This is a genomic window from Brevundimonas bullata, assembly GCF_014207965.1.
Taxonomy (GTDB): Bacteria; Pseudomonadota; Alphaproteobacteria; order Caulobacterales; family Caulobacteraceae; genus Brevundimonas; species Brevundimonas bullata_A.
Map to the genome: position 1 here is coordinate 494,284 of NZ_JACHLM010000003.1, position 19,958 is coordinate 514,241.

The following is a 19,958-nucleotide window of genomic DNA, read 5'->3' on the forward strand; positions in this document are numbered from 1 at the left end:
CTTTTCAGCCTGTCGGGTGCGCGCTTAGCGCTCGACGCACAGGGCCACGCCCATGCCGCCGCCGATGCACAGGGTGGCCAGGCCCTTCTTCGCGCCCGAGCGCTTCATCTCGTGCAGCAGGGTGGTCAGGACGCGGGCGCCCGAGGCCCCGACCGGGTGGCCGATGGCGATAGCGCCGCCGTTGACGTTCACCTTGGCCGGATCCAGGCCCAGTTCCTTGACCACGCACAGCGACTGGGCGGCGAAGGCTTCGTTGGACTCGATCAGGTCCAGGTCGGCGACGGTCCAGCCGGCCTTTTCCAGCGCCTTCTTCGAGGCCGGGATCGGACCAGTGCCCATGATCGACGGATCGACGCCCGCCGTTGCCCAGGACGCGATGCGGGCCAGCGGCTCCAGACCACGCGCCTTGGCTTCATCGGCCGACATCAGCACCAGGGCGGCGGCGCCGTCATTGATGCCCGAGGCGTTGGCGGCGGTCACCGAGCCGTCCTTGACGAAAGCGGGCTTCAGCTTCTCCATCGCCTCGATGGTGGCGCCGTGGCGGATGTATTCGTCCTGATCCACGACCACGTCGCCCTTGCGGGTCGAGATCGTCACCGGGGCGATTTCGTCGACGAACTTACCAGCCTTCTGGGCGGCCTCGGCCTTGTTCTGCGAGGCGACGGCGAAGGCGTCCTGGGCGGCGCGGTCGATCGACCACTTGTTCGCGATGTTCTCGGCCGTCTGGCCCATGTGGTAGCCGTGGAAGGCGTCGATCAGGCCGTCCTGCAGCATGCTGTCCTTGAAGCCCAGTTCGCCCATCTTCTGCCCGTTGCGCAGCTGGGCGGTGTGGGGCGACTGGCTCATGCTTTCCTGACCGCCGGCGACGACGATCTTCGCATCGCCTTGAACGATCTGCTGATAGGCCAGGGCCACCGCGCGGAGCCCTGAGCCGCACAGCTGGTTCAGGCTCCAGGCCGGGGTCTCATTAGGCAGGCCGGCGCCGATCGAGGCCTGACGCGCCGGGCCCTGACCCGCACCCGCCTGCAGCACCTGCCCCAGGATGACCTCGTCCACGTCAGCGGCGGCCACGCCGGCGCGTTCCAGCGCCGCCTTGATGGCGACTTCCCCCAGCTTGGAGGCGGGCAGGCTGGACAGGGTGCCGAGGAAGGAGCCGACCGGGGTCCGGGCGGCGGAAACGATCACTACGTCAGTCATGATATTCACTCCGGGGAGAAATTCTGCAGGAGGTTGTGCCGCATTGCACACTCCGCGTCACGTCTCGCAAGTGCGAAGTTCAGCACTTCGTCATCATCCGGGCGCAATCTGTCGGGAACGATAGCCTCGACTGATGCTTTTCAGGAGTGATGCTGGTGCGGCTGAAATCCTTGGCAGGCCGGGTTTGTACGCCCGACGAGCTCGACATGATCGAGCATTATCAGACGCGCGCCGAACGTTTGGCGGACCTGTGGGTGCACGCCGTTGGCCTGGGTCTGGCGGCGGTGGGCGGGATCGTGCTGGCGGTGCTCGCCGGCCTCTACAGCGGTGTCGGGGCCGTGGTGGCCACCGCCATCTACGCTCTGTGCCTGGTGGCCATGCTGACGGCGTCAACGGTTTACAACCTGACACACCCCTGCGCCGCACGTCCGATTGAGACGGCTCGACGAAGCGGCCATCTTTTTGATGATCGCGGGCAGCTACACCCCCTTCACCACCCAGAGGTTCGAGGGCGCCTGGTCCATCGGCTTCACCTTGGCCGTCTGGCTGATGGCGCTGACGGGCGTAGGGGTGAAGATGTTCGCGCCGCGCATCTCCGACGCCTTCTGGAGCGGGGTCTATGTCCTGTTCGGCTGGGTGGCCATCTTCGCGCTGAAGCCGATGATCGAGACGGTGCATCCGCTTGCCCTGGGCCTGCTGGTCGCGGGCGGCCTGATCTACACCTCGGGCGTCTTCGTCTTCATCAGCCAGAAGGTGAAATTCCGTCGCGCGATCTGGCACGGCTTCGTCGTCGCCGGGGCCGGGGTTCACTGGGCCGCCATCTTGGTCGGCGTGGTTCTGGCCCCCGGCGCAGCCTGACCTTGCGGCGCCCTCTGGCGTTCGCGCTCGCAACGCGTGATAGTGCGGCGTTGCAACAACGCGAGAACAAGCGTGGCCGACAAGAAATCCGAGGGCGGAAAAACCCGTGACGGCGTCGTCGTCATCAAGAAGTATGCGAACCGGCGGCTCTATAATACCGCCACCAGCGCCTATGTGACGCTGGAAGACCTGGCGCAGATGGTGCGCGAGGGGGTCGAATTCGTCGTGTTCGACGCCAAGACTAATGACGAGCTGACGCGTCAGATCCTGACACAGATCATCTTCGAAGAAGAAAGCCGGGGCGAGGCCCTGCTGCCCGTCCAATTCCTGCGCCAGCTTATCGGCTTCTACGGCAACTCGATGCAGGCGGTCCTGCCGTCCTATCTGGAGATGTCGCTCGATAGCTTCAGCCGTCAGCAGGAACAGTTGCGCACTCAGTTCACCCGCACCTTCGCCGGCACGCCCGGCGGCGGGCTGATGGAGGAGGCCGTGCGTCAAAACATGGCCATGTTCGAGCGCGCCATGAAGATCTTTCCCGGTATGGCCGGCTATGTTCGCCCCGAAACCGATGCGGCGCCAGAGCCGACGCCCAAGGCGACGCCGGCAGATCCTGCCCTCGACGAGATGCGTCGTCAGATGGACGAGATGCGCGCCCAGATCGACCGCCTGGCCGGCGCCGACAAGTGACTGACGGCATCCGCCCGATCAGCCCGATCGAGGGCCATGCGGTGCACGAGCGCCGCGAAGGCGATCGGCGCGAACGCGACCGCCGGAACGCCGCGGAAGCCAAGGCGGCCGAGGCGTCGCGCGCCGTGCTTCCGGCCGGGGAGCGGGTCGATCATGCCGCCTCCCCGGCAAAGCCTGCCGTGTCGCCGCTCGCCCCCCCGGCGCTCTTCGCCGCCCAGGTGCTGGGCCAGAAGGGCCAGAAGCGCGGCCTGAAGGGCGGTCCGCCGGTGCTGGACGCCGCCCGCTCGACCTATCTGGGCGCGGAATACTCTGGCAAGCGCGACCGGCGCCCCCGCGTGGGCAGGGCGAGACAGACCGAGGTTTAGCCGCCTTACGCCTGATGGCATGGCGTTTGCGACTGCTCCGGCGTCTTAGACCGGAGTTTCGCCCATGGCCGTCCTCAACCTCGCCGCCCGACTGTTTGACGTGACCGTGGTCGCCCTGGTCTTCGTCGCCTTCAGCTAAATCCCCGCCAATCAGCGCGGGTTCATGTCGAAGTCGCGCCGCGAGGCGATGATGGTGACGATGAAGCCCGCCAGCACGTCCAGCAGCACCATGGTCAGGATCAGGAGGAAGACCGATCCCGCAAACCCCGGCAGCAGCAGGAACTCGACCAGGCAGACCACGAACAGCGCCATCGACAGGGCGTGATTGACGATGGCGACCCGCTGGCTGGAGGTCGACTTCAGCAGTTCGACAAACAGCAGGATCAGCGACAGGAAGAGGATCAGGTCGCCGACGCTGATGCTCCAGACCGCGCCCGAGGTCATCGGCACGCGAAACAGGACTTCGCTCAGCACTGAGGCCTGACCCAGCACCGCGTCCGGCGCGCTTCCGCCCAGCAGGATCACCAGATTGTAGATCACCACCGGCACGACCAGCAGGGGTATGGCGATCAGCATGGGCGGTCCCTCCAGATCGCCCTGCTTAACCCGGTTTCCGACGCGCGGCCATATGGCCCCCAAGACCAGAATGGTCGGGTCAGAACTCGCTGATCGCGCCGGGACGCCGCGAGCGCGACTTCAGCCACATCACGCCCAGCAGGTCCGAGAAGGAGGCCCGCAGCCGCCCCCAGTTGGTGTATTTCGACCGACCGACCTCACGGTGGCGGTGATCGACCTCGAGATAGCGATTCTCGTACCCCTCGCGGATCGTCAGCGCCGGCAGGTAGCGGTGGATATGATCGAAGTAGGGCAGACGCAGGAAGACGTCGCGACGGAAGGCCTTGAGCCCGCAGCCGGTGTCGTCGGCGTCGTCGGCCAGCAGCTTCCTGCGGATGCGGTTGGCCCAGATCGAGGCCTGACGCTTGGCGTTCGAGTCCTGACGCTTGGCGCGGACGCCGCCGACCAGGGCGACATTGGGGGGCGCCGCGATCAGGGCGTCGGCAAGACGCGGCGCGTCGGCGGGCGGGTTCTGGCCGTCGCCGTCCAGGGTGACAATGATGTCGCCGCGCGCCGCCAGGACGCCGGTGCGCACGGCCCGGCTCTGACCCGCATTGGTCGCGTGCGACAGCACCCGCAGGGTCGGCAGTTCCGCCATCGCCGCCTGCAACTCAGCCAGGGTCGAATCCCGGCTGGCGTCATTGACGAAGATCATTTCATAGGACCGACCGGCGAAGGCCTCGGCGATCTCGCGCGCCAGAGGCACGGCGGCGCCGGATTCGTCATGCACAGGCACAACGACGGAGATGTCAGGATTAGAAGCAGGGCTGTCGGTCATTTGTCGCTCTGTAGCGCATCGCCGGGCCTTAGGAAAACCGGGCCGCGCGAAGAGGTTACAAGCTGAAGCTTCCGGGGGGCGGCGTCGGCGTGATACGACAGCGCCATGAACCGCCCGAACCTGGATCACCTCATCGCCGGCTGGCGCGGCCCCGTTCTGGCGGCCCTGCTGACCCTGCTCGCCGGCCTGCCCAGCCTGCTGCTGCTGCCGCCGCTGGACCGCGACGAAAGCCGCTTCGCCCAGGCGACCGCGCAGATGCTGGAAAGCGGCGACTATGTCGACATCCGCTTCCAGGACGAACCCCGCTGGAAGAAGCCCGTCGGCATCTACTGGATGCAGGCCGTCGCCGTCAGCCTGACTTCGGACGTCGAGGACCGCAACATCCAGCCCTATCGCCTGCCGTCGCTGTTCGGGGCCATGCTGGCCGCCTGGGCCGTGGCCTGGGCCGGGGCGGCGCTGTTCGGCAACCGCGCAGGCTTTTTGGCGGGCACCATGCTGGGCGCGACCTTCCTTTTGTCGTCCGAGGCGGGCATCGCCAAGACCGACGCCATGCTGTGCGGCCTGACCACCCTGTCGATGGCGGCGCTGGCGCGGATCTATATGGCGACGCGGGCGGGCGAGAAGCCGGTGCGCTGGCACAAGCTGCTGTTCTGGCTGGGCATCGGCCTGTCGATCCTGATCAAGGGGCCGATCGGGCTTCTGGTCGTGGCCCTGTCGATCATCGCCCTGTCGGTCTGGGACCGGAACATCAAGTGGCTGGGGAAGCTGGGGTGGGGCTGGGGTCTGCCTCTGGTCGCTCTGGTGGTCGGACCCTGGGCCATCGCCATCACCATCGCCACCGATGGCGGCTTCTGGCGTGAAGCCATCGGCGGGGACCTAGCGCCCAAGCTGGCGGGCGCCCACGAAAGCCATGGCGGCTTCTTCGGCATGTACGTCCTGCTGTCGCCCCTGCTGTTGTTCCCCGTCACCCTGATGCTGCCCGCCGCCCTGTCGACGGGTTGGCATCGCCGCGCCGAGCCGGCCATCCGCTTCGCCGTCTGCTGGCTGGTGCCGGCCTGGCTGATGTTCGAGATCGCCCCGACCAAGCTGTGGCACTACACCCTGCCCACCTTCGGCGCGATCGCCCTGCTGGCGGCCGCCGCCCTGACCCAGCCGATCGGCAAGGTCTCGCGCATTTCCGGCGCTCTGCTGGGCCTGTTCGCCGCCGTCATCATCTGCGCCATCACCGTCTATGGCCTGACCGAGTTCGGGCGTTCGACGGCCCAGACCTGGGCCACCGTGACCATCGTCTTCGCCGTCATGGCGGCGGCGGTCGGCGGCTTCCTGCTGGTCAACCGGGCGGCGATCACCGGGGTGCTGGCCGCCATCGCGTGCGGCGTCATCGCCCACGCCGGTCTGGCCGGGACCATCCGCCAGTTGCGCCCCCTGTCCATCGCCCCGCGTCTGGTGAAGACCCTGGAATCGGCCGAGCTGAGCCCCGCCCAGGGCCGCTATCCTGGACCGGTGGCCATCACCAGCTTCCACGAACCCAGCTTCGTCTTCCTGACCGGACGCGACACCCAGCTGACCGACGGCCCCGGCGCCGCCCGCGCCCTGGCCGAGGGCCGCCCCGCCATCGTCGAGGCCCATGACGACGAAGAGTTCCGCCGCGCCCTGGCTGATCTCGGCGCCGCCGGGCGCGCCGTGGGCGTGGTTAGCGGCCACAACTACTCCTCGGGCGACGACGTACGCCTGACCGTCTATGCGCCAGCGGGCGCCGGCGAACGGAGCGCACGCTGATGGGTCGCTTTATCCAGATCGTCGAGGTCGGCCCGCGCGACGGCCTGCAGAACGAAAAGGCCGTGCTGACGCCCGCCGTCCGCGCCGACTTCGTGCGCCGCCTGGAAGCCGCGGGCGCCAAGCGCATCGAGGCCGTCAGCTTCGTCCATCCCAAATACGTGCCGCAGATGGCCGGGGCCGAAGAGGTCATGGCCGCCCTGCCTCCGGCCAAGGGGCACAGCCGCATCGGCCTCGTTTTGAACGGCAAGGGCTATGACCGCGCGCTGGGCACGGCGGTGGACGAGGTCAATGTCGCCATGTCCGCCACCGACGGCTTCGGCCTGAAGAACCAGGGCCTGAACGTCGATCAGCAGGTGCAGATGCTGGCCGACATCATGGCTGGCCGCCGCAACGCTGAAGGCGCGCCCGGCGCGGCGCCCAAGCTGACCGCCACCTTGTCCTGCGTCTGGGGCTGCCCCTTCGACGGCGAGGTCTCGGTCGAGCAGGTCAGCGGACTGGTGGCCCGCATCGCGGCCCTGGGCGTCGAGGAGATCGCCCTGGCCGACACCATCGGCGTGGGCGATCCGTGGAGCGTCACGAAAAAGGTCGAGGCCGCCCGCAAGGCCGCGCCCGACGCGACCCTGCGCCTGCATTTCCACGACACCCGCAACACCGGCCTGGCCAACGCCTACGCCGGGGTAGAAGCCGGGATCGACATCCTGGACGCCTCCGTCGGCGGCATCGGCGGCTGCCCCTTCGCGCCGGGCGCGACCGGCAACATCGCCACCGAGGACTTGGTCTACATGCTGGAACGCGCCGGCTTCTCGACCGGCTACGACCTCGACCAGTTGATCGAGAGCGCCCGCTGGATCGGCGATCAGATCAATAAGCCTCGTCTCAGCGCCCTCAGCCGAGCCGGCGGATGGCCGGCTTAGCCGGCCGCCGTTTTGCATCCAATCTGGAGTTGTTGGACACCGGCAAGGTCGAGATCGAGCAGTTCATTAATCCCGCACGAGATGTGATAAAATGAACTTGCCGGTACGAGTTCATCAAGAAACGTGCCGTCTCTCAGCATCTTGTCCATCCACAGTTCGGGACGGTCAGGCAGGAAATACTTTTCAAGGCCGCGGTAGGCGTTAATGATTTCCCGGCCATCGTCATCGGAGCCAGTGCGCGCATAGCGAGACACGGCTGCCTTCATGCGCTCTGTTTGCGGCCACAGGCGGGCCTTGTCATCGTGAACGCCGCCACGGGTAAGGACTTCATTGATGGCCACCCCACGCGTTGCATCGATGCCGCGCGTGCGCGCGAAGGCGGTCAGGCGGTCAGATGACATCAGGGCCTCGTCGCCCCAGATAGAGGCCAGCCCCTCGAAAAGCCAGGCCCACTCCAGACAATGCCCGGGCTCGGCGATCTGGCCGCGCACATCGGCTAGCGGCCGCCAGTCCTGCTCGAAATATTCAAGCAAGGCGCCGGTGTCTGGATCAATGAAGCGCGTTCTGCAAAGCTCGGCGATCGATACGGCGGCGTCACCAAAACGCTGGCGCCCGCTGACCTTGTAGAGAGTGCTGAACGCCTCCAGCAGGTGCATATGGGGGTTTTGGCGACGAATGGAGCGATCGACGACCTCGCCCTCGTTAAATCCGCCAGCGGCGTCGCTCCAGCGATCTTCGAGAACATCGAGCAGCCGTTCGGCTTCATCAAACAATCGCGGTGCACAGAGGAGATCGCCGGCGGCTCCCAGACCGAATAGAATGAAGGCCTGATCATAGAGATCGGCCCGGGCGTCGAGGACGCTTGCGTCATAAGCGAGCCGGTGGACGAACAGGCCATCCCCGCGACGGGCCTTTTCCAGCAGACAGTCTACGGTTTGTTGAACCTGTTCGGCTCCTGCCCCGCTCCAGCCCTTTTTGCAGGCAGCCGAAAACGAGAAGATCTGACGCGCCTGAACAAAGGTGCGGTAATATTCAGTGTTAGGCTGACCTTGCCGGTCAAGCCGTTCAGCGTAGAGGCCTGACGGCGTGCGCCCGGCATCGCTCCAGAAAGGCGCCGCGATATTGATCAGCCAATCCCGGGCTTGCGTCTGGACTTGTTTCAGCTCGGCGACGGTCATGCTTCGCCCCTTTCCGACAAAAGTTCGCGCGTAAATAAATAAAGGTCCGGACCACTGAAAAGATAGCCACGGACGCCGGCTGCTTCGGCAGCGGCGACATCGCTTTTCTGATCACCGATCATGAGGCTGCGGGCGACGTCTATGTCCCATGAATTCATCAGGTTCAGGAGCATTCCAGGCTCGGGCTTGCGCCATGGATGCGCTGTAGACAGTCCTTCGACCACGCCTTCGGGGTGGTAGGGACAGTGTCTCCAGTCATCAATATAGGCGCCCTCCTGTCGCAACTCGTCCTGCATCCAATCAAAGAGGGTCACTACGTCGTCGGTCGTGTAGTAGCCGCGGGCCACGCCGGACTGGTTGGTGACTACAAACACAAAATAGCCGGCGTCATTGGCGAGGCGGATGGCCGCCTTGGCGCCGGCCATCCAGCGGAAGCGGTCCTTGGAGCCTACATAGCCGTCATCATGGTTGATGACGCCGTCCCGATCCAGGAACAGGGCCGGGCGACATTGGCGCGCCGGAATTTCGACCTGGCTGCGGACGTAGGTGTCAGGCACGCCGATGTCGAGGAAATAGCCGTCTGACTTCAGGGTGCGAAGCTTGCCCGCCTCGCACAGGGCGGGAAGCAGGTCTTCCTCAAGAGAAAACCTGCCTTGTCGATCCGTAAAATGCGACCTGGCGAAGCAATAGACACCCCCGTTGACATAAAATGGAGCATTCGCGGCCTCGCCTCGGTTGATGACCCTCACGGCGAGACCGGCATCATCGACTTCGATTGTCTCGTATCTATCGGCAAGGTCGATTTCGCGGATTGCTACGCTTGCCGTGTCCTCGTCATGCCCGGTGCACAAGCCGTTCCAGTTGAAATCGAACCAAGTGTCGCCATTGATGAGCAAGAATCGCTCGTCCAGATAATCCAACGCGTTGACCACCGCTCCACCCGTGCCCAGCGGCTCGTTCTCGATAGAGATGTCGAGCGTACACCCATGAGGCAGCGTGTTTCGCAGATCGGCGACCATCTGAAGAACCCGCTCGGAGCGATAGCCCGCCAAGAGCAACACCTTGCGAAATCCCATTCTCCAGGCTTCTCGGATGAGCAGTTCGACAAAGGGGCGATCCCCGACGGGAAGCAAGGGCTTGGGCGTTTCGCGAGTGAGTTCGCCTAGACGCGTCCCCAGTCCGCCAAGCAGGATGGCGCATTGGTCGACCATGTTATTCAACTTTCATCTGCAAGATCGGGCGGTTCAGGGTTGATCGGTCGGATCGGCCTCGTCGCTCAGCCGGGCACAACCCAGGATTCCGGACCTTCAAACGTCAGGCGAACAGCACTCGCGGCCCCACCGTTTTCGTTGAGAGCTTCGATAAGATTGTGGCGTCTCGACGGGTCCGCCAGCAGCATGATGAAGCCGCCACCGCCGGCGCCAGAAACCTTCCCGCCCCAGGCGCCGTTCGCCATCGCCACACCGATGAGATCATCTATTATGCTGTTGGTTATGGTCGTAGCGGTGCTTTTCTTCGCCAGCCAGGATTGCTGCAGAACGTCGGCGGTCTTGCGGACCTGCCCGGCCAGAAGCAGGGACTTCATCTCGGCGGCGTGTTGCTTGATTTCATGCATGGCTGCCATCGTCTGCTCATCTAGAGCTTTGAGGCCCGTGACCTGCTTCTCGATGATTTTCGCCGATTCTCGAGACTGGCCGCTGAAGCAGATCACCAGCGAGGATTCGAACTCATTGAGATACTCCCTGTGAAGGCGCAGAGGGTTGACGATAACCCCGACGTCCTTGGCAAGGAACTCTGTGTAGTTAAAGCCGCCGAAGGCGGCGGCGTACTGGTCCTGCTTGCCGCCCAGCATGCCGAGCCGCTCACGCTCCAGCTCATAGGCCAGTTCCGCGACTTCATAGGGGCCGAGCGGCAGGCGCATGGCCAATGCGTAGGCCTCGATCAAGGCAACCGTCAGGGCGGAGGACGCTCCAAGACCTGAGCCTGCGGGCACGTCTATGGTGGTGGAGATCGACAGCGGCATGGGCCGCCCGTTGTTATAGCGTTCCATCATATGGGCGTAGGTCACGCGATGAAGCGGAAGCTTGCCTTTGACGTCGAAATCCAGGGTGCACGGCAGATGGTCGATCTCACCCAGATCGTCTGCGCGGAAGCAGATCCCTCCCTCGTTGTTCTTGGCCAGGTGGGCGTAGGCGTAGCGGTCTATAGTCGCGTTGAGGACTGCTCCGCCATGCTCACGGGCATATGAGCTCAGGTCAGTGCCGCCTCCGCCGAGGCCGAGACGTAACGGCGCCCGTGCACGAACGTTGTCGTGCTTCAAATTCTCAAACATCGCATCGTCCCGCTGGGTAGGGTTTTTCGTTTAAAGCTTGAGACGCAACAACCGCTTCCAGCCGCGTTTGCGTCTACGCCCCTCCACGACGCTGGCGTCGAGCAAGGCTTGCAGGCCGCGAAGCTGAACGCTCTTGGCACGCCCCTCTTCACTGAGCGCGAGGCTCCGGACGACGGCCGCCTTGCTTCTGCCTGCATTGAGCAAACCGACATAGTTGGCCAGGCCCCCGCTGTCAGCTTCTCTTAGCAGAAGTTTTTTGTAGGCCATGCGCACGAGCGCCTCGCCTTCAAGCGCCAGAAGCTGGTCGACGGAGGAAACGTCGCCGTCGGCGTGATCCTGGAAATGGATTTCTCGCAGCTCTTGTGCAGATCTGGTCCCTGTCGGTTCGGACGTCTTCGGCGCCCTGGTCTCGGTACGAAAGACCTGCCCGACCCGTTCCGGCCCGACGGCCTCCAGACAAGCCGCTAGGGCTTCGATCATGTCGGCTTTTTCGATAATCAGGTCCGCATGGTGCAGAATCTGGCCCATGGCGTCAGCAAGATTGACGAGCTCGCCTCGTCTCAAGCCGCAAAGAAGAATGGCCAGGCATCCGACAACCGGCTCTTTCCCGCCCTCATGGCGCGAGAGAATCCAACCTTCTTCGACGGAGGGCGGACGACCGACGGCTGAACGCAGGAAGCCGTTGAGGCTGTCGACAGACCTGTCGTCCAGAGAAGACGCCTGGGCCAGGATGTCCGGCAGTTGAGCGCGCGCCCAACCCAGCAGCCTTCCGCACCATTCAGCGCGCCCCGACGCCATGGCCCAAACGGTCGCAAGCGCCAGGGCGCTGGAGGGGTTTTGTCGCAGGGCGATCAGGCGGTCGACGCCGCCGTCGCGCCCGGCATCGCCCTCGCCGGTGATCGTCTCCCGTCCGGGAAATGATATCGTCGTTTCGCCTGAAGCCTTGGCCAGACGAGCCGCGAGTTGGAGTGGCGTCAATTTTGAACGCCCGGCGACGCCGGCCCGCCGCGCGATGTCGTGGATCAGTTCAAGATGAACTCGGGGGTCCATAACCTTCAGCAGACAGGCCCGAGAGGTGAGGATTTGCAGAAGGACGAGGTAGCGCCCCCTTGGACGGCTCGCCCAGCCGCGCCAGAGGATCTGTTGGTCCTGAGAAGGGAGCTGTGAATTCAGGTCGAGGCTAGCCGTCTGGATAAATACTTCGACGTCGTCAATAAGAAGGGCGCGATCTACAGCTGTCTCGGCCGAAAGGGATGCAAGAGCGCTTAACTTCCAGGCGATTGTTTTCACTTCAACCGCGTCAAAATACTCCGCCGCGGCATTGGCGCGGATCAGCGTTTCCGTGCGGTTTCTAAACTCCTGGCTTTCCAGCGCTTCGATAAGGAGATGAAGCCGCGTGTGCGATACCTCGCGATCAGGGAGATGGCTTTGCAGCTCTGAGCCATCGATGTTTCGCTCATGGAGTTCGGCGAAGACACGCTTTACGTAATGCCGGTAGTCAGGCTCTCGGCATATCGCCCGGAACTGCGCCTGCCATTCCCGCCAGGGGCCGGACTGCAGGGCGGGCAGGCCCAGCTTGTCTTGCAGAGACCTGCGCACGAAGGCGGACGGAATGCCTCCGTTTGAAGGTCTAGAGGCCAGGTTCAGGACGACGTCGACATTGGTCCAAGCGGCTGAACGCGCCTCGTCCTGGACCCGGGAGATCTCGAGGCTGGAGACATCCGGGTTCAAGGCCCGCAAGACGCCTTCGATCAAGCCTTCGCGGGACAGTTCGCGCATTTGCGCTAGCGACCTGAGGAGCTCCAGCGTTTGAGCATAGCCCAAGGGCTGCGGATCCCCGCAGGCTGGCGCCCGCTCCTCAATCATGGATGCGACGCCGTCGACGAAACCTTGCCAGGTCGGCAAAGCCAAGGTCTCGATCTCGTCTTGCAGGGCGCGAACGACGGTGTCGTCCATCAAGCGGCGCACCGCTTTCAGCAGGGCTGAGCCGTCGTCGGGCGCTATACGCACCTGACCGTTCGGCTGCATGTCCAGCACGCTCGGAATTATGGCGGACACGATGCACGGCGTGCCCAGGGCCAGGCTTTCCACGGGCGGAGACCCAAATCCCTCGGCCAGTGAAAGATAGATGGTCGCGCGAGCGTTCTGCATCAGCCCGCGGAGCACCTCATCGTCTGGACCGTCGACCCATCGCACCCAAGGATAGTCTGAGAACGCTTTTAGAAGGCGTTGCTTATCATCTGCCGTCAGCCACCCCATGCGCCCAGCGAAACAGAGGTTGGCTGCGTGGCCGTCCGAGTTCAGCGCTTCGAACGCCTCCAGGATCAGGATCGGCTGTTTGCGCGGCTCGAGCGTGCCGACCACGACGAACTCATTCGACGCCGGCTCCCCCTTGCGATAGGTGCGGCCTAAGCCGTCGGCTCCAGGCGGTATGACGAAATAGTCCCGGTCATCTCCAGGATTGATGCGTGTGACGTACTGTTCACGCATTGCCGTGGAGGTGAAGAAATTGTTCCGATAGCGACGCCTATTTTCTAGAGATAGGAGAATATTATCAGCGCTGTCCCAGTTCACATTGAAGTGCTGACCATGGGTCCAAACAAGAAAATCGTGGCATAGATTAAAAATCTTCTCAGGCCGATAGCGAGCCGCAAAGGCGTAGAAATCTAGATTTAGTGATTCTTCTAACGAGATGACGGCCCTGCATGCATCAAGGGCAGCTTGGACGGACACCTCAAAAACGATCCTGTTACGGGCCGAGATCAATCCGATCCAGCCAGCGTTGGGCTCCATACGCAGCGAAGGGTCCCGGGCTTGGACGGCGCCCAGAACCTCGTCGTCCTGCTCGAACAGTTTGCGGATATCTTCAAAGACTTCAGGACCGAGCAATCCTATTCGATCCGGCCCCAGCTCCACGAAGGGGATGGTGTTCTCTATATGCGGCCAACGCGTGCAAAACTCATAGCAAACGCGCTGGATGCCTGTCCGCCCTGGCGCCGACACAAGATTATTGATGTTGATCAGAAAGCGGCCGTTCAGCAGCGCTTCTTCAAAGGCGTGACGGGATTGATCCAACATATCAGCGACCTTCGCGACCGCGGCCGAAAATCATGGCCAGAAGGTTTCGCGCATAGACGACGAAATCATGCTTGACGGTAAAGTCGTTCCAGCCAGGGCCCGGCCGTTTTTCATAAGCCTTCGATGCGATGATCTGAGCTATTTCCTCTGCATAGATCGTGGGCGAGGCGCCGTCAGTGACACGACGGATCATCTCGGGGGCCTCAATGGAGCGGGCCAGATTTTCCGAGGCGACGCCGTGCATGCCTGCAGAAACAGCGTCTAGCAGGGCTCCGGAAACTTGACCGAAGGGGATCTGGCGGATTTGCAGGACAAGATCCCCAGCGACGAGATAGCGGATGTAGTGTTCTTCCGAAACGGCGCCGACGATTTTGACGTAGTCAGTCAGCGACAGATTTTCGATATAGTTTTCAAGCTCGCATCTCAGAGCGCTCTGGATGGGGCCTACAAACAGAAACTGGAACTCCACGCCCCAGGACCTCAGCTCGTTGAGAACGAATAGGCACTGCTTGGCGCCCTTCTGCAGGTGCACCTCTCCAAAAGAAACTATGCACGGAACTCGAGGATCAACACCGAAACTGAGCTTGGCCTGAAGCCGCTGGTCGGGCGCGAGTTTTTCTACATCGAAGGGATAGGGCATACCGACCGGAAAATATTCCACATGGCTGTCATAGAGGTTGTCGATGACAGAACGAGCCGTAGGACTGTGAACGATCACGCCGTGTGCGGTTTCTACGATCGGCGAAAGCAACGGTCGGCCGAAAGCGGCCAGGTCTTTGATCAGGGCGCCGATGTCATGGGCGGGAGGGCGATAGCCTAGTTCGCGCAACAGGAGGTCTTCAAGACCGCCTCGGCCAAGAGTGGCGTTGAGGAAATCCAGCATATGAGCGTCGTGTTGGATGACGACGCCGCCGTAGCGCCGCATCATGGCGTAGATGGGCGCATACATCTTGTGGTTGCCCATGACGTAAATGATTTCGTCATAGCGGTCGGCGGGAAAAGCGTCGCTCAGCCGATACACATTGCTCACCTTCTTGCGGTGCAGAGGCAACATGTCGCTGTTGGTCCAGATATCCAGATCGCACAGCTCGGTCAGAGCCATGGCCAAATCCAGAGATGAATGCGGAGGTCCCCCTTTGTCGGGGAACATCGGCGTCACCAGGGCGATCCTAGGCCTGTCTGGCGCATCAGGAATAGACTGCCGGGGCAAGGCCGCCAAGACGTCAGGAGTCGCCGGAGCGTTATGGACGTGAGCGGACGAGCTGGCCTCGGCGGCCAGCAGGCAAAGATCGGACAGGCTCTTGACGACATCACCCGCTGAAATCTTCAGCCAGACACCGCCCCAAGCCTCCACTTCCCAGCTGGTGAGGGCTGCCGGCTCGTCATGGGGCAGCAGCACCGCCTGGGCCTTTTCGACAAGTCTGCGGATCCCGCCAGCCCCTAGGCGCAGACTTGAGACTTCAGGCGCTTCGACAGCGCTGTCGCCGTTTAGAACAACGATGCGCATGTCGCCGCCACGCGCCGAAGCGACAAGATCGCGCATGATGTCCTTGTTCGATGCGACAGCGGCGTCGACCACAAGAAACGCTTCACAAACATCCGCGAGAAGATTCAGTTGAAGCTGATCAAGGTCGGAGACATCTGTCTCCGTAGGTGCGGTTCGGCCCACAGGGGCGTCAGGCACGCCGTCACCGCAAACCGCATACCCTTCAACGCCGTCTGCTCCTTTTCGCCATTCAATGGTGAGCAGGCGCACGAACGGCTTCATCTGCGGCCGCATATCGGCGGCCAGCGCTACCGCCTCTTGCCCCGCGGATATCACGGTGACGGCCTCACGCCTTATCGGCAAAGCGCGAAGGACAGCTACGCCTTCTCGCGCGAGCTCGGCTGGGAGAGGCGCGTTGACGCTGGCCAATAGTCTTGCGGATCGGGTTTGGATCAGGGCTTGCGCAGCGTCCATGAGCGCTCGTCCAAGAGGAGAGTCGCCGGCGGTTCGCTGCAGCGGCCGAACATCAATAATCAGATTGGCGATTTTCATTCAGCGGGGCGCAATATGGCTTGAGGATGTGCGAGCATTGGCTGGGTGGGAAGTCCGGGCCGACTTTGCGATCCCTACCACTGATCTCTATCCAATCCGGGGAGCCCCAGCCAGACCTAATACCACCCCCCCCCGGTCAGCCTGACCTGAACCTCGCCGCGTCCCGATGTCGCACACCCGAAGGACCGAGCGTAGTGCAGGAGCGCCTCGCATGCTAAATGGGCTTTCAGCGACTGGCAGGTTGGCCAACCTACGGCATACCAGACGCGCTACATCCGACTAGCGAGGGGTCATGAGAGATTGGCCAGACCTGATTTTTTCGTTCGATTTTCGAGAAACAACGCTGGCGGCGACGCTTGACGGGTTTTTCAGACAGTGAGGAGATCGGCCGATGGACAGATGGACCGTCTGCGCGCGCCCTCTTCCCGAACCCGTCGCGATAGCCGGCAATTGCCGCTCGGGCCAATACGGCGGTCAGTTGCTTGGCACAGAATATCGCTGGGATTATCAAGACTGATAGATTTAATAAATAAATCACCCGAAGAAAAGAACTCTCACTCAAATAAATAGAGCCGAACGAAGATTACACCTCTTCAGATCGATATAGAAAATCATAAAAGCCCATAAAAGATTCTTTAATTATGGCAACAGGTATTTGGAGTTAATGAAACGCACTTTCGTCGAATTATAAACCCATAAAAACCGCCCGTTATGAATTGGTTCACGTCGAACTCTTTCTTCGTCTAAAGGCGACATGAGCTCAAAAATCTAATACTTCAGCGCGCTGCCCGAAGCCTATAACAAATATACAAGCGATCCACAGCCTTAGAGTTGATATTAAAGGGGTAGAGATAATGAAAAATTGGTCTGATTTTCGAAACATCAAAGAATACGATTTAAAATCGGAAAACTGCGAAATTCACGCCTCCGGCATGTCGGGTCCCGAGGCCTGTTGGCGCTGGACAGACGCGTATGACGTTAAGCTAAGCATTCCGAATGAAGCCGACAGCGATGATGATGTGGCCGTCCTCATAGAACTCATGGGCCACCTTCGTGCGGACGCCTTGCCGTCACAAAGGGTCATTGTGTCACACAAGGGTGATGTTCTTGCCGAATGGGTCATCGTCGATAGTTTGTATCGAATAAAGGGCCTTCTGCTCTCGCGCGAAAGAGTTCGCGCTCTCGATCGTATCGACCTCGACATCCAGCTTCCTGACGCCAGGAGCCCGAAAGATCTAGGCGGGTCCGATGATGAAAGAATAATCGGCATCGCCATTAATCGCATATGGGTGGGCGTTGCCAATGAGACACAACGATCCGCAGCCCTATTTGGAATAATTGGCACGCGCTACGTTGGCCCCGAATCACGAAAGACTTGGGACCAAAAGCATTTAGACGGCTTCTGGAATAGATACATCACGGGCCCAAATGTACTTGATATCGGATTTTCAAGTTATGGCGACACTCGGGTAGTCCCCATCATGGAGGGAGCGGTCGGCGTAGATATTGACTATCCGGGTTATGACGGCAAACGTCTGCCATTTGAAGACGGTAGCCAGGACACGGTCTATTCCAGTCACTGCCTCGAGCACATCCCCGACCCCTTGAACGTCATCCAGGACTGGTATCGCGTGACGAAGGTGGGGGGGCACATCATCATCGCCGTTCCGAGCCGGGATCTTTACGAACGCCGTCGGCGTCCGCCATCGATCTGGAACACCGAGCATCTACGCATGTACAGCTGCGCCTCCCTGCTTGCCGAAATTGAGGCGGCTTTAGAGCCCAACAGCTTTAAAGTACGCTACTTAGCAGAGAACGATGATCTGTTCGACTACAGCAGACCTCCAATGGTCGCCCCTTACGGCAACTACGAAGTTACAGTCGTCATCGAAAAGCTTCGCACTCCCGAATGGCGCCTGGTGGACTAGTTCGATAAGAGCTCGCGGACCCGGCAGACTGAGGGACCTTTGCTCGCGTCGACCGGTTTGCGCTGCGGCTCGCGATGCGCCCTGCCCGAATTTTGGAGACCTTTAGTGGGCATTTGGACGAAAATGCGCAATGCGCTGGAGCGGCGGCCTGAGCCTCATTGGTTCGAACGGATCAAGATCCGGTGGAGCCGTCGCACCATCGAGGTAAAAAGGCGCGGGAGCCCGCCTTGCGGCGCTCGCCGGCTTTTTGTGGATGTTTCGGTCATCGCCAAGAACGATGCGGGCACCGGCATTCAGCGGGTGGTGCGCGGCGTAGCCCTGCGCGAGGAACAGCTTCGGCGAGCAGGTTGGGATGTCTGGTTTGTGGCCGCGACGCGCAAGCGCCCTTATCATCGCGTCAGATGGCCTCTTCCGGGCGAAGAGGACCGCACGCCGATCGAAGGAGGAGCAGGTGATCTGTTTCTCGGGCTTGATTATGCTTTGGATACGGTTCGTTTTCACGAAGCCCAGCTTAGACGGCTCGCGCAACGCGGCGTGCGCCAGTGGTACCTCGTGCACGACCTACTGCCGGTGCAACGGCCTGATTGGTTTCCTCAATCCGCGGGTCTTCGTTTCCGCAAATGGCTTCGGGTGCTGTCCTCCGTCACTGATGGCTACCTCTGTAACTCCACGCAGACAGAGAGGGACTTGAGACTGAACCTGAGGACGCTTTTCGGCGTCAAAGAGGGTTACGAAACGCACGTCCTGCCCATGGGAACAGACATAAAAAACAGCCTTCATGCAACGGGCCTGCAAGACGATTTCGCAGAATGGCTGGATCAGCTGACCGGGCCCATGGTTTTGACCGTGGGCACTATTGAACCCCGCAAGGGCCATAGCGATCTGCTCGACGCCTTTTCTGAACTATGGTCACGTGGCGGCGACGCCAACCTGGTTCTGGTGGGGCGCGAAGGGTGGAAGGTTGAAGCCCTGTTGGAGCGTATTCGATCGCATCCAGAGTTTGGGCGCAGACTGTTCTACTTCAATAAAGCCAGCGACGAGGCCCTGATGCGGGCCTACGAAGCCTGTCGGGGCGTCATCATCCCGTCCTTGGCCGAAGGGTACGGGCTGCCTCTGATCGAGGCCTTGGGATACCTTCGTCCGGTTCTTGCGCGGGATATCGAGGTCTTCCGGGTGCACGAAGCCTCTGGGGTACGCTATTTCCCCGAGCATGCCTCGCCGCAGATGCTCGCCGACAGCATTCAGGGCTGGCTCAACGACATCAGCTCCGGCCAGGTGAAAGTGACGGACGTCCAGTGTGTCACCTGGGAAGACAGCGTTAAGGTTCTGTTGGAGGTATTGGAGCCTCTGACCCTTAGCCCGAAGCCTGCTTCAGCCGGGTGACCACTGCGCCCACCAGCCTGGCTCTGCCCTGAAAATGTGGCCTGAAGGACTGGATACGGGCTCGCGCATGGCCGCCGACAGCCCACTGCGCCGACTGGGTTACAGAGTAGCGGCCAGGGCGTCTTACGACCTCGAGCAGTTCCTGGTCGCCCCATTGGAAAAGAAGGTCGACGACGCCGCCTTCCGGGTTCACATCGACGAGCCATTCGATGGACCACGGTCCGGCGCCCAACGACATACCCGGGTCGTCCGCCACGGCCTTTATGCGTCCGGTCATATCGACCCACTCCGCAACATCAGCCGTCTGCTCGTCCGCGGCTGCCGTAAAAAGAACAGGGCTCCAAAACGCCCGCGCTCCAGGAGAAGATCGACTGCCGTAGACGCCCAAGGCGGGGTCTGCGGCTCGCAACTCGCCGAGATCTGCAGGGCGATCCAAAGGCCCCAGTCCGTCAAGATCGATTACCGTCCATTCAGCGCTGACCAACAGGATGCCGCCCGCGCTCTCGGCCGCGGCCACGCTGGAGCTGGCGAACCAGCGCGTTCCGTAAACACAGGGCACGGGGCGGTGGCGGAAGTGATCTGCCAGTTGAGCGACATCCATCCGTCCAAGGTCCGCTGCGGCGAAGTCGGGCCCCAATATTATGACCACCCCCTCATCCTCAACGTCAGCGGCGGAAGACAGCACCCAGTCTGGTTGGCCAGGGACCACCGGAGCTTCAGGAACCCGCCCGACCACATTCCAGCCGCACGATACGGCTTGCGCCACGACATCGTTAGCCCACGCCCATGAGGCGTGCGAAGGGCCGGCGTGCAAGGCGATACGCATGG

General features: G+C 62.0%; 16 protein-coding genes. 7 read left to right on the top strand and 9 right to left on the bottom strand.

Annotated elements, in window-relative coordinates:
* Positions 1-24: 24 nt before the first annotated feature.
* Positions 25-1,197, bottom strand: coding sequence for an acetyl-CoA C-acetyltransferase (locus HNP51_RS11155; RefSeq protein WP_184269476.1), 1,173 nt, complete (start codon positions 1,195-1,197; stop codon positions 25-27).
* 465 nt (positions 1,198-1,662) lie between these two features.
* Here HNP51_RS11155 and trhA point away from each other — a divergent pair, with 465 nt between their 5' ends.
* From trhA to HNP51_RS18860, 3 genes are all read left to right on the top strand, one after another.
* On the top strand, positions 1,663-2,055 hold the full coding sequence (gene trhA, locus HNP51_RS19005; RefSeq protein WP_409360114.1) for a PAQR family membrane homeostasis protein TrhA: 393 nt from the start codon (positions 1,663-1,665) through the stop codon (positions 2,053-2,055).
* 72 nt (positions 2,056-2,127) lie between these two features.
* Positions 2,128-2,742 carry a polyhydroxyalkanoate synthesis repressor PhaR gene (gene phaR, locus HNP51_RS11165; RefSeq protein ID WP_184269474.1) on the top strand — a complete coding sequence of 205 codons (615 nt, stop codon included), beginning with the start codon at positions 2,128-2,130 and terminating at the stop codon, positions 2,740-2,742.
* Positions 2,739-3,107: a hypothetical protein gene (locus HNP51_RS18860; RefSeq protein ID WP_184269472.1), complete on the top strand. Its 369-nt coding sequence runs from the start codon at positions 2,739-2,741 to the stop codon at positions 3,105-3,107. Before phaR ends, HNP51_RS18860 begins: the two co-directional genes overlap by 4 nt.
* Before the next feature lie 150 nt (positions 3,108-3,257).
* Here the strand turns inward: HNP51_RS18860 and HNP51_RS11175 are convergent, their stop codons facing one another.
* Both HNP51_RS11175 and HNP51_RS11180 read right to left on the bottom strand, forming a co-directional pair.
* Complete coding sequence (locus HNP51_RS11175) at positions 3,258-3,683, bottom strand: hypothetical protein (protein WP_184269470.1); 426 nt, start codon at positions 3,681-3,683, stop codon at positions 3,258-3,260.
* A gap of 79 nt (positions 3,684-3,762) precedes the next feature.
* A complete protein-coding gene (locus HNP51_RS11180) occupies positions 3,763-4,500 on the bottom strand; it encodes a glycosyltransferase family 2 protein (RefSeq protein WP_184269468.1) in 738 nt (245 codons plus the stop codon).
* A gap of 105 nt (positions 4,501-4,605) precedes the next feature.
* Here HNP51_RS11180 and HNP51_RS11185 point away from each other — a divergent pair, with 105 nt between their 5' ends.
* The gene (locus tag HNP51_RS11185) at positions 4,606-6,279 is read left to right on the top strand and encodes a glycosyltransferase family 39 protein (RefSeq protein ID WP_184269466.1); all 1,674 of its coding nucleotides are present in this window, start codon (positions 4,606-4,608) and stop codon (positions 6,277-6,279) included.
* Positions 6,279-7,193 carry a hydroxymethylglutaryl-CoA lyase gene (locus HNP51_RS11190; protein WP_184269464.1) on the top strand — a complete coding sequence of 305 codons (915 nt, stop codon included), beginning with the start codon at positions 6,279-6,281 and terminating at the stop codon, positions 7,191-7,193. The genes HNP51_RS11185 and HNP51_RS11190 overlap by 1 nt, the downstream gene beginning before the upstream one ends.
* Here the strand turns inward: HNP51_RS11190 and HNP51_RS11195 are convergent.
* From HNP51_RS11195 to HNP51_RS11215, 5 genes are all read right to left on the bottom strand, one after another.
* Entirely contained in the window at positions 7,190-8,371 is a 1,182-nt protein-coding gene (locus HNP51_RS11195; protein WP_184269462.1) for an AGE family epimerase/isomerase, read from the bottom strand. The two genes, HNP51_RS11190 and HNP51_RS11195, sit on opposite strands and share 4 nt — an antisense overlap.
* The gene (locus tag HNP51_RS11200; RefSeq protein WP_184269460.1) at positions 8,368-9,582 is read right to left on the bottom strand and encodes an HAD-IIIA family hydrolase; all 1,215 of its coding nucleotides are present in this window, start codon (positions 9,580-9,582) and stop codon (positions 8,368-8,370) included. The genes HNP51_RS11195 and HNP51_RS11200 overlap by 4 nt, the downstream gene beginning before the upstream one ends.
* Positions 9,583-9,647: 65 nt before the next feature.
* On the bottom strand, positions 9,648-10,703 hold the full coding sequence (locus HNP51_RS11205; protein WP_184269458.1) for a dehydrogenase: 1,056 nt from the start codon (positions 10,701-10,703) through the stop codon (positions 9,648-9,650).
* Between the two features lie 30 nt (positions 10,704-10,733).
* On the bottom strand, positions 10,734-13,781 hold the full coding sequence (locus HNP51_RS11210; RefSeq protein WP_184269456.1) for a glycosyltransferase: 3,048 nt from the start codon (positions 13,779-13,781) through the stop codon (positions 10,734-10,736).
* 1 nt (position 13,782) lies between these two features.
* Positions 13,783-15,819: a hypothetical protein gene (locus HNP51_RS11215; protein WP_184269454.1), complete on the bottom strand. Its 2,037-nt coding sequence runs from the start codon at positions 15,817-15,819 to the stop codon at positions 13,783-13,785.
* Between the two features lie 854 nt (positions 15,820-16,673).
* On the opposite strand from HNP51_RS11215, the gene HNP51_RS11220 reads away from it, so the two are divergent.
* Positions 16,674-17,747: a class I SAM-dependent methyltransferase gene (locus HNP51_RS11220; protein ID WP_184269452.1), complete on the top strand. Its 1,074-nt coding sequence runs from the start codon at positions 16,674-16,676 to the stop codon at positions 17,745-17,747.
* A gap of 105 nt (positions 17,748-17,852) precedes the next feature.
* On the top strand, positions 17,853-19,130 hold the full coding sequence (locus HNP51_RS18865; protein ID WP_221415837.1) for a glycosyltransferase: 1,278 nt from the start codon (positions 17,853-17,855) through the stop codon (positions 19,128-19,130).
* On the opposite strand, the gene HNP51_RS11230 is transcribed toward HNP51_RS18865, so the two are convergent.
* Positions 19,102-19,956 carry a hypothetical protein gene (locus HNP51_RS11230; protein ID WP_184269448.1) on the bottom strand — a complete coding sequence of 285 codons (855 nt, stop codon included), beginning with the start codon at positions 19,954-19,956 and terminating at the stop codon, positions 19,102-19,104. The two genes, HNP51_RS18865 and HNP51_RS11230, sit on opposite strands and share 29 nt — an antisense overlap.
* Positions 19,957-19,958: the final 2 nt, after the last annotated feature.